Origin of the sequence: Stagnimonas aquatica (assembly GCF_003730135.1) — a bacterium.
GTDB classification, from domain to species: Bacteria; Pseudomonadota; Gammaproteobacteria; order Nevskiales; family Nevskiaceae; genus Stagnimonas; species Stagnimonas aquatica.
This window is the reverse complement of the sequence record NZ_RJVO01000002.1, coordinates 71930-85933: the sequence shown is the minus strand read 5'-3', so window position 1 is coordinate 85933 and position 14004 is coordinate 71930. Positions and strand designations below refer to the sequence as shown.

General features: G+C 70.0%; 11 protein-coding genes. 10 read left to right on the top strand and 1 reads right to left on the bottom strand.

From position 1 onward, the window contains the following. Positions 1-154 precede the first annotated feature (154 nt). Positions 155-3994 (top strand): phosphoribosylformylglycinamidine synthase, encoded by a 3840-nt coding sequence (purL, locus tag ED208_RS04880; protein ID WP_123210768.1) that lies wholly within the window; start codon positions 155-157, stop codon positions 3992-3994. A 98-nt stretch (positions 3995-4092) separates the two neighbouring features. On the opposite strand, the gene ED208_RS04875 is transcribed toward purL, so the two are convergent. Continuing rightward, complete coding sequence (locus ED208_RS04875) at positions 4093-4572, bottom strand: biopolymer transporter ExbD (RefSeq protein WP_158608437.1); 480 nt, start codon at positions 4570-4572, stop codon at positions 4093-4095. 197 nt (positions 4573-4769) lie between these two features. On the opposite strand from ED208_RS04875, the gene ED208_RS04870 reads away from it, so the two are divergent. From ED208_RS04870 to ED208_RS04830, 9 genes are all read left to right on the top strand, one after another. After that, entirely contained in the window at positions 4770-5138 is a 369-nt protein-coding gene (locus ED208_RS04870) for a hypothetical protein (protein ID WP_123210766.1), read from the top strand. 78 nt (positions 5139-5216) lie between these two features. Then, on the top strand, positions 5217-5678 hold the full coding sequence (locus ED208_RS04865) for a copper chaperone PCu(A)C (protein WP_123210765.1): 462 nt from the start codon (positions 5217-5219) through the stop codon (positions 5676-5678). A 22-nt stretch (positions 5679-5700) separates the two neighbouring features. Then, entirely contained in the window at positions 5701-6087 is a 387-nt protein-coding gene (locus ED208_RS04860) for a hypothetical protein (RefSeq protein ID WP_123210764.1), read from the top strand. A 69-nt stretch (positions 6088-6156) separates the two neighbouring features. After that, a complete protein-coding gene (locus ED208_RS04855) occupies positions 6157-8238 on the top strand; it encodes a TonB-dependent receptor family protein (protein ID WP_123210763.1) in 2082 nt (693 codons plus the stop codon). A 60-nt stretch (positions 8239-8298) separates the two neighbouring features. After that, a complete protein-coding gene (locus tag ED208_RS04850) occupies positions 8299-9765 on the top strand; it encodes a hypothetical protein (RefSeq protein ID WP_123210762.1) in 1467 nt (488 codons plus the stop codon). A 4-nt stretch (positions 9766-9769) separates the two neighbouring features. Beyond that, positions 9770-10186 (top strand): hypothetical protein, encoded by a 417-nt coding sequence (locus tag ED208_RS04845; RefSeq protein ID WP_123210761.1) that lies wholly within the window; start codon positions 9770-9772, stop codon positions 10184-10186. Between the two features lie 66 nt (positions 10187-10252). Further along, positions 10253-11152, top strand: a complete 900-nt coding sequence (locus tag ED208_RS04840) for a hypothetical protein (protein WP_123210760.1) — start codon at positions 10253-10255, stop codon at positions 11150-11152. A gap of 8 nt (positions 11153-11160) precedes the next feature. After that, entirely contained in the window at positions 11161-12777 is a 1617-nt protein-coding gene (locus ED208_RS04835; protein ID WP_123210759.1) for an MbnP family copper-binding protein, read from the top strand. Then, positions 12774-14003 (top strand): methanobactin export MATE transporter MbnM, encoded by a 1230-nt coding sequence (locus tag ED208_RS04830; protein ID WP_123210758.1) that lies wholly within the window; start codon positions 12774-12776, stop codon positions 14001-14003. Before ED208_RS04835 ends, ED208_RS04830 begins: the two co-directional genes overlap by 4 nt. The last annotated feature ends 1 nt before the right edge of the window (position 14004 follow it).

Genomic DNA, 14004 nt, shown 5'->3' with positions numbered 1-14004 from the left:
CTGGCCTGGCGTGGCTGGCGCGGCGACCGAACGCCCCCACCCTGACCCTCCCCCGCAGGCGGGGGAGGGGACTGGGAAACCGCTGCCGCGCGACGGCCGGGGCGTCCCAACTTGGTAAAATCGCGGTCTGCCCGCCGTAGGCCGCCTCGCGACCATGTCCCTGCACATCCTCCCCAGCGCCACCGTCCTTTCCGATTTCCGTGTGGCCCGCCTGCTGGAGCGGCTGCAGGCTCACGCTCCGGGCCTGAAGGGCCTGGTGGTGCAGGATTTCTTCCTGGTCGACGGCGAGGCCAGCGAGGCCGAGCTGCGGCGCCTGCTTGGCGATGGCCCGGAGCAGCTGCCGACGGCCGACGGCACGCTCTACGTGGTGCCGCGCGTCGGTACGCTGTCGCCCTGGTCCTCGAAGGCCACCGACATCGCCAAGGTCTGCGGGCTTGCGGGCGTCAAGCGCGTCGAGCTGGGCCGGGCGGTGCTGCTTTCGGGTGTCGCCGGCTTGCCGGCGGCGGCGCTGGCCGAACTGCACGACCCGATGATGGAGTCGGTGCTGAGCGAGGCCGGCCAGCTGGCCAGCATGTTCGCGGTCGGCAGCCCGCGCCCGCTGCGCACGGTGGACGTGCTCGGCGGCGGCGTGGCGGCGCTGGAAGCGGCCAACAAGGACTGGGGCCTGGCGCTCTCCGCCGAGGAGATCGCCTATCTCGTCGACTACGCGACCAAGGCCGGCAAGAACCTCACCGACGCCGAGTTGATGATGTTCGCGCAGGTCAACAGCGAGCACTGCCGGCACAAGATCTTCAACGCCGAGTTCACGGTGGATGGCGAGACCGCCCCGCTGTCGCTGTTCCAGATGATCAAGGAGAGCTACAAGGCCAGCCCGCAGGGCGTGCTCTCGGCCTACTCCGACAATTGCGCGGTGGTCGAAGGCCATCAGGCCATGCGCTTCTTCCCGGAGTCGGACCACCACTACCGCGAACACGCGGAGCCGGTGCACATCCTGATGAAGGTGGAGACCCACAACCACCCCACCGGCATCAGTCCGCACCCGGGTGCGGCCACCGGCGCCGGCGGCGAGATCCGCGACGAGGCCGCCACCGGCCTCGGCGGCCGGCCCAAGGCGGGGTTGTGCGGCTTCTCGGTGTCCAACCTGCGTATCCCCGGCTTCACCCAGCCCTGGGAAACCGACCTCGGCCGGCCGTCGCGGATGGCCAGCGCCTTGCAGATCATGCTGGAGGCGCCGATTGGCGCCGCCGCCTACAACAACGAGTTCGGTCGCCCGAATCTCGCCGGCTACTTCCGCAGCTACGAGGCGCTGACGTCGGACGGCCGCAACCGTGGTTTCCACAAGCCGATCATGATCGCCGGTGGCTACGGCAACATCCGCGCCGAGCACGTGCAGAAGAAGGCGGTGGTCGAGGGCGCGGCGCTGATCGTGCTCGGTGGCCCGGCGATGCTGATCGGTCTCGGTGGCGCCGCCGGCTCCTCGATGGCGACCGGCGCGCAGACCGCCGATCTCGACTTCGCCTCGGTGCAGCGCGCCAACCCGGAGCTGGAGCGCCGCTGCCAGGAAGTGGTCGATGCCTGCTGGGCGCTGGGCGAGGGCAATCCCATCCTGTCCATCCACGACGTTGGCGCCGGCGGCATTTCCAATGCCCTGCCGGAGCTGGTGCATGCCGATGATCGCGGCGGCCACTTCCAGCTACGCGAGGTGCTGGCGGCCGACCCGGCGCTGTCGCCGATGGAAATCTGGTGCAACGAATCGCAGGAGCGCTACGTGCTGGCGGTGGCGCCGGAGTCGGTGGCGCTGCTGAAAACCCTGTGTGCCCGCGAGCGTTGCCCGATGGCAGTGGTCGGTACCGCCACCGCCGAGCGCCTACTGCGCGTCGAGGATCCGCTGCTGGGCAGCGACACCGTGCACATGCCGATGCCGGTGCTGCTCGGCAAGCCGCCGCGCATGCGCCGCAGTAGCCGCCGCGCGCCGCAACAGTTCCCGGCGCTGGCGACCGCCGGCATCGACGCCAAGGAGGCGGCGCAGCGGGTGCTGCGTCACCCCAGCGTCGCCTGCAAGTCCTTCCTCATCACCATCGGCGACCGCACCGTCGGCGGCCTCACCGTGCGCGACCAGATGGTCGGCCCCTGGCAGGTGCCGGTGGCCGATTGCGCGGTGACCGCCACCGGCTTCGAGGCCACCACCGGCGAGGCCATGAGCATGGGCGAGCGGCCGGTGCTGGCGCTGCTCGATGCCCCCGCCTCCGGCCGCATGGCGGTGGGCGAGGCGATCACCAATCTCGCCGCCGCGCGTATCGACAAGCTTGCCGACGTGCGGCTCTCCGCCAATTGGATGGCCGCCTGCGGCCAGGGCGACGAGGACGCGCGGCTGTTCGACACCGTCAAGGCGGTCGGCGCCGAGCTGGCGCCGCAGCTGGGCATCGCCATCCCGGTCGGCAAGGACTCGCTGTCGATGAAGGCGCAGTGGCAGCAGGACGGCGAGGCCAAGACCCAGACCGCGCCGCTGTCGCTGATCGTCTCGGCCTTCGCGCCGGTGATCGACGTGCGCCGCTCGCTGACGCCGCAGCTGGCCGCCGAGCCGGCCACCGCGCTGCTGCTGATTGACCTCGGCAACGGCAAGAACCGCCTGGGCGGCAGCATCCTGGCCCAGGTCTATCAGCAGCTGGGCGATGTCGCCCCCGACCTCGACCAGCCCGAGCAGCTCAAGGCCGCCTTCGCGCTGGTGCAGAAACTCAACCAGCAGGGCCGGGTGCTGGCCTACCACGACCGCAGCGACGGCGGCCTGTTCGCCGCCGTGGTGGAAATGGCGCTGGCCGGCCGCAGCGGCGTCAGCGTACAGCTGGAGGGCCTGGGCGCCGATCCGCTGGCGGCCTTGTTCAACGAAGAGCTGGGCATGGTGCTGCAGCTGCGTGCCGCCGATGTCGCTGCGGTGGTTTCCGAAGCCGAGGCCCTGGGCCTGGCGGTGGCGCCGATCGGTGAGCCGACCGCCGAGGACTACGTGCGCTTCAAGCACGGTGGCCGCGAGCTGTTCGCCGACACCCTGGAGCCCCTGCACAAGACCTGGGCCGAGACCAGCTACCGCATGGCTGCGCTGCGCGACCACCCGGACTGCGCGCGCGAGGAATTCGCCGCCACCGGCGCGCCGCACGATCCGGGCCTGTCGGTCAAACTCAGCTTCGATCCGGCGCCGAAGCTGCTGGCGCCGGCGCTGGGCAAGCGCCCGAAGGTGGCGATCCTGCGCGAGCAGGGCGTCAACGGCCATATCGAGATGGCCTATGCCTTCCACGCCGCCGGCTTCGAAGCGGTAGACGTGCACATGTCCGACCTGCTCGAAGGCCGCGCCCGGCTGGCCGACTTCGCCGGCTTCGCCGCCTGCGGTGGCTTCAGCTACGGCGACGTGCTCGGCGCCGGCCAGGGCTGGGCGCGCAGCATCCTGTTCAACGAGCGCGCACGCGAGCAGTTCCAGAGCTTCCTCGCCAATCCCGAACGCTTCGCGCTGGGCGTCTGCAACGGCTGCCAGATGATGGCGGCGCTGCAGTCCATCGTGCCCGGCGCCGAACACTGGCCGCTGTTCCGCAAGAACCGCAGCCAGCAGTTCGAGGCGCGCTGGAGCCTGGTCGAGCTGCTGCCCTCGAAGAGCCTGTTCTTCGCCGGCATGGAAGGCTCGCGCCTACCGGTGGCCGTCGCCCACGGCGAAGGCCGGCCGGAGTTCCGCGACGCCGCCGATCTCGCCGCGCTCAAGGCCAACGGCCAGCTGGCGATGCGCTTCGTTACCAACGCCGGCGCGGTGGCCAGCCACTACCCGGCCAACCCCAACGGCGCGCCGGAAGGCATCACCTCGGTCTGCAACGCCGACGGCCGGGTGACCATCCTTATGCCGCATCCCGAGCGCACCATCGCCGGCACTGTCGGCAGCTGGTGGCCACAGGGCGGCGACGACAAGCGCCCCTGGTTCCGCATGTTCGAGAACGCCCGCGCCTGGGTGAAGTGATCGGGCTCGCGCCTCCGCCCTCATGGCGGCGGGCGCGGAGCCCGGCCCCAACGAAAAGAGCCCGCCAGTTGGCGGGCTCTTTTCGTGTCCGGGTGAGGCTAGCCGGCCGGGACCGCTTCGGTCGGGGTATCCAGCGGCATGGCGTTCTCGTTCTTGTCGAGCGCCACCTTGTTGTAGCCGGACTTGCCCATGGTCTCGATCAGGGTCACCACGCGGCCGTAGTCGATGCGCGGCGCGGCCTTCACGTAGACCAGTTCCTTGCTGTACTCGTCGGCCTTCTCGATCAGCTTGGCCGGCAGTTCCTCGAAGGCCACCGGCATCGGCACGCCGTCGCCGCCAAACTGGAAGTAGTAGGCGCCGGCATCGTCCACCAGCACGTACATGGTGGGCTTCGGCTTGACGTCGGGCGGCGGCGGGGTGAGCGACTTCTTGGGGATCTCGATCTGCAACTGGCTCATCATCGCCGGCATCGACACCATGAAGATGATCAGCAGCACCAGCATGACGTCCACCAGCGGCGTGACGTTGATTTCAGCCACCGGCGCGGCTTCGCTGCCGCCGTCCTGTTTCACATTCATGCCCATAGGGCAGTACTCCGTATCGGTAGGTTGCCACGGCCGGCGGGGGCTGGCCGTGAAATCGGCAGTGTCTGGCGACGGCTGCCCGTGTAGGCGGCGATGATACCGTGCCCCGAAACGGGGCGGGTGTCGGCGGCGCGGAATGCCCTAACGCAAACAAGAACCGTGCCGTTGACCGGCTGCTATCCTATGCCGCCATGAGCACTCGTCCCGACTCCACCTCTCTCCGCGGCTGGCGCAGCCAGGCCTGGGGCTTGGTGCTGTTCGTGGCGCTGCTGCGTGGCCTGGTGCCACACGCGGCGCTGGCGGCCTTGCTCGACGACGGTCGCCCGCAGCTGGCGTATTGCGCGCCGGGCAAGGCGGTGCCGGGCGCGGCCGCCGAGGCAATGGCCGCTCACGCCCAGTGCGTCTGCGCGCCGGCCGGCGAGTCGCTGAGTCCGGTCGCGGGCGCGGCGCTGGCGGCATCGCCCGCCGCTCCGGAGGCGCCCCTGGCGTTGACGGCGGTTCGCCCGCCCCAGCAAACCTCGCCGATCCGCCGCGCGCGCGGCCCTCCAAGTCAGTCCTGACCCTTGTCGAGTCTGGCTTCCGCCGCCCTGGCGGAAGGTCTGGCCGCGAATGCGGCCGTGCTTGGGAGTTTCTTGGTCATGCGCAATCTCCGTTCGCTGTTTCTCGCCCTGCTGCTGTCGCCGGCCCTGCTCGGGGCCGCGCCGGCCACCACCCTGCGTGTCGAGCAGGCCTATAGCTACGCCACTCCGGCGCCGGGCATCACCGCCGGCGGCTTTCTCACCATCGTCAATCCCGGCGCCGCCGACCGCCTGTTGGGTGCCGAGTCACCGGCGGTGGGCCGGGTCGAGATCCACGAGATGAGCATGGCCGGCGGCGTGATGCGCATGCGTGCGCTGACCGAGGGCCTGGCGGTGCCGGCCCAGGGCCAGCTGCGACTGGCGCCGGGCGGCTATCACCTGATGCTGATCGAGCCCAAGCAGGCCTTGTCGCTGGGCGCCAAGCTGCCGCTGGTGCTGCGCTTCGAGAAGGCCGGCCGCGTCGAGGTCGAGCTGGAGGTGCGCAGCCGCGACGCCGACGCCCATTCCCACGCCGGACACTGATCGCCCGGCTCGGAAATAGCGGGTGAACCTGATCGCCCTCAGCCGGCGCCGGCCGGCGCTGCTGCTGTTCTGGCTGCTGCTGGCGGTGCTGCCGCGAGCGCTGCTGCCGGCCGGCCTGATGCCGGCGTTCGGCGACGGCGGAGTGCGCCTCAGCTACTGCATCAGCGAGGGCAGCAGCCTGCTGTCGCAACTCGACGAGGCGGCTCCCAAGGCGGACTCCCACCCGAGCTGTCCCTATGCCCTGGCGCAGGCGCTGGCCCTGCCCAGCGCCGACCAGACTCCTGCACTGGCATCGGCGGCGGCGACGCTGTCCGCGCAGCCGTCGCCGCTGCCGCCCCCGCGCGAGCGGCGGCCGCCACGGCCGCCGTCCCAGGCACCCCCGTTCGAATCCGGATTGTCCTTCTGCTGAGCGGCCGCCTTGCGCGGACCGCCTTGGCGTGCGTCTGCGACGCCGCCGACTTTTCGACCGATTCGAGCCATGAAACCGATTAAGACCCATCCCCGCCTCTCGCCCTTCAGCCTGACCCTGCTATCCCTGTTCAGCTGTGCCGCTCAGGCCGAGCAGGCACCGGTACACCAGTTGGACCCGGTGACGGTCACCGCCACCACGCCCTCCACCCAGAACAGCCTGCAGGACGCCCGCGAGGAAGTCGCCCGCACCGCCGGCGGCGCCGGCGTGGTGGAGGCCGCCGACCTGCGCGACCAGCGCGCCGGCACGCTCGCCGACGCGCTCTCGCAGGCCACCGGCGTGTTCGCCCAGAGCCGCTTCGGCAGCCAGGAGATGCGGCTGTCGATCCGTGGCTCCGGCCTGGCGCGCACCTTCCACACCCGGGGCATCACCGTCTTGCAGGACGGTGTGCCGCTCAACCTCGCCGACGGCAGCGGCGACTTCCAGTCCATCGACACCCTGGCCGCCGACCACATCGAGGTGTTCCGGGGCGCCAATGCCCTGCAATTCGGCGGCAGCAATCTCGGCGGCTCGGTCAACTTCGTCACCGCCACCGGCTACACCGCCGGCACCGAGGCGCGCCTCGAAGGCGGCAGCTACGGCTACCGGCGCGCCTATCTGCAGAGCGGCGCGGTCGCCGGCAATCTCGATGGCTTCGCCTCGCTCGGCTACTACGGCAGCGACGGCTTTCGCGAGCACTCCGAGCAGCGCGAGTTCCGCTTCACCTCCAATCTCGGCGTGCGGCTGGACAGCGGCATCGAGAACCGCAGCTTCCTGACCGTCACCCGTTCGGACTCCGAGCTGCCGGGCAATCTCACCAAGGCGCAACTGGAAGCCGATCCGCGCCAGGCCAACAACAGCAACCGTGACAGCCAGCTCGACCAGCGCCGCGACACCAAGGTGGTGCGCCTGGCCAACAAATCGGTGGCGCGCACCAGCGACACCACGCTCACCGAGCTGGCGGTCTACGCCGCCCGCAAGGATCTCGACCACCCGATCTTCCAGCAGCTCCTGCAGGAGAACTACGACTACGGCGTCTCGCTGCGGCTGATCGAGACCGCGCCGCTGTTCGGACACGCCAACCGTCTGGTGGTGGGAGTGAATCCCCAGTACGGCTACACCCGTGGCGACAGCTATGTGAATCTGGCCGGCACCCGCACGCGCGGCGCTCTCACCGACCGCTACCGCCAGGAAGCCGCCAACCTCATCGCCTACGCCGAGAACCAGTTCGGCCTGAGCCGCGATCTCACCCTGGTCACCGGTGCGCAGGCGGTCAGCGCCCGCCGCAGCAACGACGACCAGTTCATCGCCGCCGGCACCCTCGATGGCAGCTACGACCGCACTTACCGGGGCTTCTCGCCCAAGGTCGGCGCGCTCTACCAGCTCGCGCCCAAGACCCAGGTCTACGGCAATGTCGCCGGCAGCTTCGAGCCGCCGAGCTTCAGCGAGACCACGGTGACCCTGCCCGGTGATTCCACCCCGAACGAAAACGAGGCGCAGCGGGCGGTGACCTACGAGCTGGGCAGCCGCAGCCAGGGCCAGGTCTGGGGCTGGGATCTGTCGATCTACCACGCCCGCGTCCGCAACGAGTTGCTGATCGTGGCGGTGGAGACGGCCCCGAGTTCCGGCGTCACCACTGGCGTGACCACCAATGCCGACCACACCATTCATCAGGGCGTCGAGGCCGGTCTGAGAGTGCGGCCGCTGCCCTGGCTGACGCTGCGCCTCAACGGCCTCTACAACGACTTCCGCTACGACGGCGACGCGCAGTACGGCGACCGGCGGCTGCCGGGCGTGCCGCAGTTCCAGATCAAGAGTGAACTGCGCGGCGACTTCGGCAAGCAGTTCGTCGCGCTCACCACCGAGTCCAGCGGCGATTCGCCGGTAGACATGCAGGGCGCGCTGAAGGCCGACAGCTACACCCTGTTCGGGCTCAAGGCCGGCGGCGAGCTGCTGCCGCAGCTGGGCTGGTTCCTGGAAGCACGCAATCTCGCCGACGAGAAGTACGCCGCCACCACCGGCGTGATCGACAGCCTGCGCGCCAGCAACGCCGCGCAGTTCCTGCCCGGCGAGGGCCGCAGCCTCTACGCCGGTCTGGAATGGCGCCTCTGAAGCTTCAAGCCTCTGGCGACCGCGCTCCGGCGCGGTCGCCAGAGGCGCACGGAATTCCCTATGCAAGCGACTACTCCCAAGACCAGTGGCCTGCGCCGCTGGCACCGCCGCATCGCCTGGCTGGCCCTGGCGGCGGCACTCTGCTTCGCGCTCACCGGCGCGCTGCACCCCTTGATGACGCGCTTCCAGCCCAAGCCGGCGCAGTTCATGCCGCCGCCATCGACGCCACTGGCCGAGGCGCTGCCGGCGCCCGCAGCGGCCTTGGCGGCAGCCGGCATCGGCGAGCTGGCGGCGCTGCGCATGGTCGACGACGGCGCGCGCTGGCTCTGGCGCGCCCGGCTGCCGGACGGCGAGGTGCGCTATCTCGACGCCCGTAGCGGCCAGGCCCTGCCGGCCGACACCGAGCGCGCCCAGGCCGAGCGTCTGGCGCGCTGGTACAGCGGCGAAATGCAGGCGGCGTTGCTGCAAGCCGAGCCGGTGACTGCCTTCGACGCCGACTACGCCTACGTCAACCGCCTGCTGCCGGTCTGGCGCCTGCGCTTCGACCGGCCGGATGGCCTGGTCGCCTATGTCTCCACCGAGGAAGACCGGCTGGCGGGGCTGTCCGACGACCGCAAGCGCGGCTTCCAGGCGCTGTTCCGGGCGCTGCACACCTGGGCCTGGCTGCCGGCGCCGGCGCGCAATGCCTGGATCAACCTGCTGCTGGCCGGCGTGGCGCTGACCGTGCTGGTCGGCCTGGTGCTGGCCTTGCGCAGCCCGGGCGGGCGGCGCTGGAACCTGCGCCGTCTGCACCGCTGGGGCGGGCTTGGCGTCGCCCTGGCGGCGCTCGCCTGGGTGCTCAGCGGCTATGTGCAGGCGCGCGGCAATGCCGAGCGCGAACAGGGGCAGGCGCCGCAGCGGCCGCTGTCCCTCGCTGCGACGACGCTGACCGCCCCGGTGCTCGCGCCCGCGCGGGCCAAGGCCGGCGCCAGTCTGGTCCGCCTGGCCGGCGAGCCGGCGTGGCGCTGGAGCCTGCAGCCGCCGGAGACCACCACCGGGCGCGGTCTGGCGATGGGCGAGCACCAGCATCATGGCCGTGCCCCGGCGGGCGCCGCCTCGGCGTCCTCGGCGTGGTATGTCTCGGCAGGCGACGGTGCGCCCCGGGACAACGGCGAGGCCGCGCACCTGGCCGAGCTGGCGGCGTACTTCGGCATTGCCAGTGCCGCGTCCTCGGCGCTGCCGGTCACTGCCTTCTCGCCCGAGTACGGCTTCCTGTTCAAGCGCCTGCCGGTCTGGAAGCTGGAAACCGCCGACGCCGAGCACAGCACCTACTTCATCGACACCGCCAGCGAGCGGCTGGCGGCGCGCATCACCGACGGCGACCGCCAGGCCGGCGCGCTGTTCGCCTACGCCCACAAGTGGGAGTGGGTGACGCCCTGGGCCGGCAAGGACTGGCGCGACGGCCTCAGCGCCGCTTTCGCGCTGCTGCTGATCGGCGTGGCACTGGGCGGCACCTGGCTGCGCCGCCGCTCCAAGGCAGTTGGCTAGGCGGATGCTGCCTCGGAGCCGACAGCGGCTGGTGGTGGTCTGGCTCAGCGTCCTGGCGCTGCTGGCCCAGCTGGTGCTGCCGATGGCGCACGCCAGTGTCTGGGCGCAGCGCAACGGCGATCCGCTGCTGTACGGCTTCTGCGGCGCGCTCTCGCCCAATCTGCTGCGACGCCTGCGCGAGAGCGCGCCGCCAGAACTGCTGAAACAACTGGGTGGCGATGACGCCAAGCTGGGCAAGCTCGCCTGCGATTTCTGCGGCATGGCGCACGCGGCACACCTGGCCGGCGCCGGCAGACTGCCGGGGCTGGATTCGCCACCGCCGCCGTCGGACTGGAGATGGCGCCCGCGCGCGCAGGTCGCCGGCTGGCGCGTTACCGATCAGACCCGCGCCCGTGGCCCGCCGCAGCACTCCCGCGTCTGAGCATCCGGCCTCAACCGAGGCGATCTGACAGCTCGGCGGCCATCCCGGCCGCCTTGGGAGTATTGAATGCAATTCCAGAACAAGAGCCTGCCCCTACGGGCGGGTATCGCACTGCTGCTGGCGGCCGGCGCGCAAGACGCGCTGGCCTGCTCGACCTGCAAGTGCGGCGACTACACCATCACCCTGCTGGGCTCGGAGAAGCCCTACGGCGGGCGTTTCCGCCTGGGTCTCGACACCCTCTACCGCTCCGAGGCGCAAGGCGCGGGGCTGGATCGGCAGGAAACCAGCGAATCCCGCACCACCCTGGGCCTGGCCTACAGCCTGTCGCCCGACCTCACGCTGGCGGCGCAGCTGCCTTTCGTCCGCAAGGAGATCGAGTCGCCGAACCTGGCGCGGCTGGAAGCCCAGGGCTTGGGCGACATCGATCTGACCGCACGCTGGGTGTTGTTCCGCCAGGGCGGTGAAACCGGGCGTCACCTCGCCGGCCTGCGCGGCGGATTGCGCCTGCCCACGGCCGCCCAGGTGGAGTCGGGCGGGCAGAAGCTCGACATCGACGTGCAGCCCGACGCCGGCGCCCTGGTGCCCAGTCTGGGCGGCTGGTACGGCTACTACCGCTTTCCCTGGTTCGCGACGGTCTCGGCGACCTTCTTCAAGTACGGTGAAGGGCATCAGAACTTCCACGGCGGAGACGTTGCCCTGGTCTCCGCGCTGGCTCAGTACGGAATCAGCCAGACGCTGGCCCTGCAGCTCGGCATCGACGCGCGGCAGTCGGCCAAGAACAAGTTCTCCGGCGTCAGCGATCCCGACTCCGGCGGCTTTCTGAGCATGGGCTTCGCCGGCGTCGCCGTCCGCATCGGCGAGGACCTGCTGCTCAACGCCGGCGCACAGGTTCCGCTGGCGGACCGGCTCAACGGCGTACAGGACGAAGACCCCAGCTTCCGCGCCGGCCTCACCTACGACTTCTGAGAACAATCATGAAAAACATCCATTGGCTGGCGCTGGTCGCCAGTTGCATCACCCTGGGCCTGTCCGCCTGCTCCTCCGGTTCCAGCGAGGAGGGTATCGAGGCCAGCATCAAGGCGGTTCCGGTTTCCGCCGCGCATCACCACGACGAGACCGCCGCCAAGAGCGGCGACGCGGAGACGGTCGTTTTCCGTCGCAGCGACGGGGTCAAGATCGAGCTGCAACTGGGTCTGGTCAACCTGGTGCCGGTTGCCTTCCAGAGTTGCGAGGCGACGGTCGCGAGCCTGGGCCGCTCGCTGGCTCGCAGTCTGAGTCCGGTGGCACCGGCGCTGGCGCACGGTGGCGAAGGCGGCGACGCGCCGGAGGGCGCGGTCAGCGTGATCGGCAGCGAGGGCACCGGTCTCGGCAGCCTCAAGGCCAGCCCCGGCCGCTACTGCGGGCTGATCGTTGAACTGCAACCGGGCGGTCCGACCACCGCCAAGCACGGCGGCTCGCTCGATACCAGCATGGTCGGCGCTGCGGTGAATGTCGCGCCCTGCTACTACGAGAGCACCGTCGGGCTCTCCGACGCGGAGGCGGAGGCAGTCAGCGCACACCACTGCGTACAGGCCAAGTACACCGGCGCCAGCCGCCGGCTGAGTCTGCCGTTCACCACGCCGGTGACGCTCGACCAGGCCAATCGCGAGCTGGAGCTGACCGTTGCGGTGCGCTACGAAGAGTGGTTCGACAACATCGACTTCGCGACGCTGGCCAGCGATACCGCGCAACAGGCCAAGCTGGCCGACAACGTCGCCGGTTCCCTGCAGGTACTGACCGACCGGCAGCAGCTGGTGAATCTCGGTTTCCAGATCAAGGTCGGCGGGGAGGAAGCGGTCTGTGGTCAGCGCTACGAGAACCTCGGCAGCAACGGCCACAGCCTGCGGGTCGAGGGCTTCCGCTACTACGCCAGCGATTTCGAGCTGGAGAATGCCAGTGGCACGGAGCGGGTGCGTCTGGCCGGCAAGCCCAACGCCACGGTCTATCAGGACGCCAGCCACGGCGTCGCTCTGCTCGGCCATGCGCAGGGCTGCGACAGCCCGGTGCCGGTGCGCAACCTGGCGCTGAGCGGCACGGTGAAGAAGGGTGATTACGAGCGGCTCTGCTTCACCCTCGGGGTGCCCTTCGAGCTGGCCCACAGCGATCCGGCCACCGCGCCGAGCCCGCTCAATGTCACCGGCATGGACTGGAGCTGGCTGTTCGGGCGCATGTTCTTCCGCTTCGACTCGGTCGCGGACCCGGACAAGGCCGCAGCGAACTTCTTCGTGCACCTGGGCAGCACCGGCTGTAGCAATGGCAGCAGCGAGTTCGGCGCCGCACCGGACGGCGAGTGCAGCTACCCCAATCGTCCGCGCATCTGCCTGGCCTACGACGAGATCGCTCAGGGGCATCCCATCGTCGCCGACATTGCGCCGCTGATTTCGGAGGTCGATGTCACCCAGAACACCGCCGATACCTCGCCGGGCTGCATGTCCTTCCCGGGCGATCCGGAGTGCGTCACGGTGATTCCCAAGTTCGGACTCGACTACGCCTTCAATCCGCCGGACCTGGTGCCGCGCCGTGAACAGGCCCTGTTCACGGTGGGCGAGTGAAGTCCCGCGACCGCCTGGTATCCGCCCTCGTGGCGGCTGCCGGGTTGTTGGCGGCCTGCGGCGGTGGCGGCGGGGATACCCCCGCCGCCACCGCGCCGGCGGCCTATGTCTTCGAGCTGCCGGCTGGTTTCCCCGAGCCCCGGGTCGCTGCCGGCGAGGCGATGTCGGAGGCCAAGGTCACGCTCGGCCGCTTTCTGTTCTACGACGACCGGCTGGCGTTTACCGGCAATGGCTCCTGCGCGAGCTGTCACGAGCAGCGCCTGGCGTTCACCGACGGCCGCGCGACCGCGCTGGCGCCGGGCGGCGAGATGCATTCACGCAACTCCATGAGCCTGACCAACGCGGTCTATAACGCGCGTCAGAACTGGGCCAATCCCAACATCAAGACCCTGCGCGAGCAGGCGCTGGTGGTGCTGCTCAACCAGGACCCGGTGGAACTGGGTTGGCAGGGGCGCGAACAGACCATGCTGGACCGCTTCCGCGCCGACCCCGCCTATCCGGCGCGGTTCGCGGCCGCCTTCCCGGGGCAGGCCGAGCCGTTCACGCTCGACAACGTCGCGCGGGCGCTGGCGGCGTTCACCGCGACGCTGATTTCCGGCAATTCCGCCTACGACCGCTACCACGCCGCCAGCAATCCGGACCGCACGGCGATGAGCGAGGCGGCGCGTCGCGGCGAGGCGCTGTTCTTTTCCGAACGGCTGGAATGCAACCACTGCCACAACGGCTTCAACCTGGCCAATTCGGTGGTACATGCCGGCACCAGCATCGACAACATCGAGTACAAGAACAACGCGCTCTACAACATCGCCGGCCCGGCCACCGGCTATCCGCTGGAGAAGGGCAACTATCCGACCAGCAACCAGGGTCTGTACCAGTTCACCTTCAAGGCCACGGACATGGGCCGGTTCCGGCCGCCGACCCTGCGCAACATCGCCCTCACTGCGCCCTACATGCACGATGGCTCTATCGCCAGCCTGCGGGAGTTGGTTGTCGATCACTACGCCGCTGGCGGCCGCACCATCCCCGAAGGGCCCTATGCCGGCGTCGGCTCGAAGAATCCCAACAAGGATGCGCTGATGATCGGCTTCAGCATCAGCGACGCCGAGGTCGAGGATCTGCTGGCCTTCTTCGATAGCCTCACCGACTGGGATTTCGTCTGCGACCGCCGGTTCAGCGACCCCTACGGCAAGGTTCCGATGCACGCCCGCTGTGGCGGGGGAGCCTAGG

Excerpts from the sequence above, each read along its gene's own strand:
- ED208_RS04865 (WP_123210765.1), top strand. The coding sequence starts at position 5,217 with ATGCGCAATCTCCGTTCGCTGTTTCTCGCCCTGCTGCTGTCGCCGGCC.
- ED208_RS04840 (WP_123210760.1), top strand. The coding sequence starts at position 10,253 with ATGCAATTCCAGAACAAGAGCCTGCCCCTACGGGCGGGTATCGCACTG.
- ED208_RS04850 (WP_123210762.1), top strand. The coding sequence starts at position 8,299 with ATGCAAGCGACTACTCCCAAGACCAGTGGCCTGCGCCGCTGGCACCGC.
- ED208_RS04875 (WP_158608437.1), bottom strand. The coding sequence starts at position 4,572 with ATGAATGTGAAACAGGACGGCGGCAGCGAAGCCGCGCCGGTGGCTGAA.
- ED208_RS04845 (WP_123210761.1), top strand. The coding sequence starts at position 9,770 with ATGCTGCCTCGGAGCCGACAGCGGCTGGTGGTGGTCTGGCTCAGCGTC.
- ED208_RS04835 (WP_123210759.1), top strand. The coding sequence starts at position 11,161 with ATGAAAAACATCCATTGGCTGGCGCTGGTCGCCAGTTGCATCACCCTG.
- purL (WP_123210768.1), top strand. The coding sequence starts at position 155 with ATGTCCCTGCACATCCTCCCCAGCGCCACCGTCCTTTCCGATTTCCGT.
- ED208_RS04870 (WP_123210766.1), top strand. The coding sequence starts at position 4,770 with ATGAGCACTCGTCCCGACTCCACCTCTCTCCGCGGCTGGCGCAGCCAG.
- ED208_RS04855 (WP_123210763.1), top strand. The coding sequence starts at position 6,157 with ATGAAACCGATTAAGACCCATCCCCGCCTCTCGCCCTTCAGCCTGACC.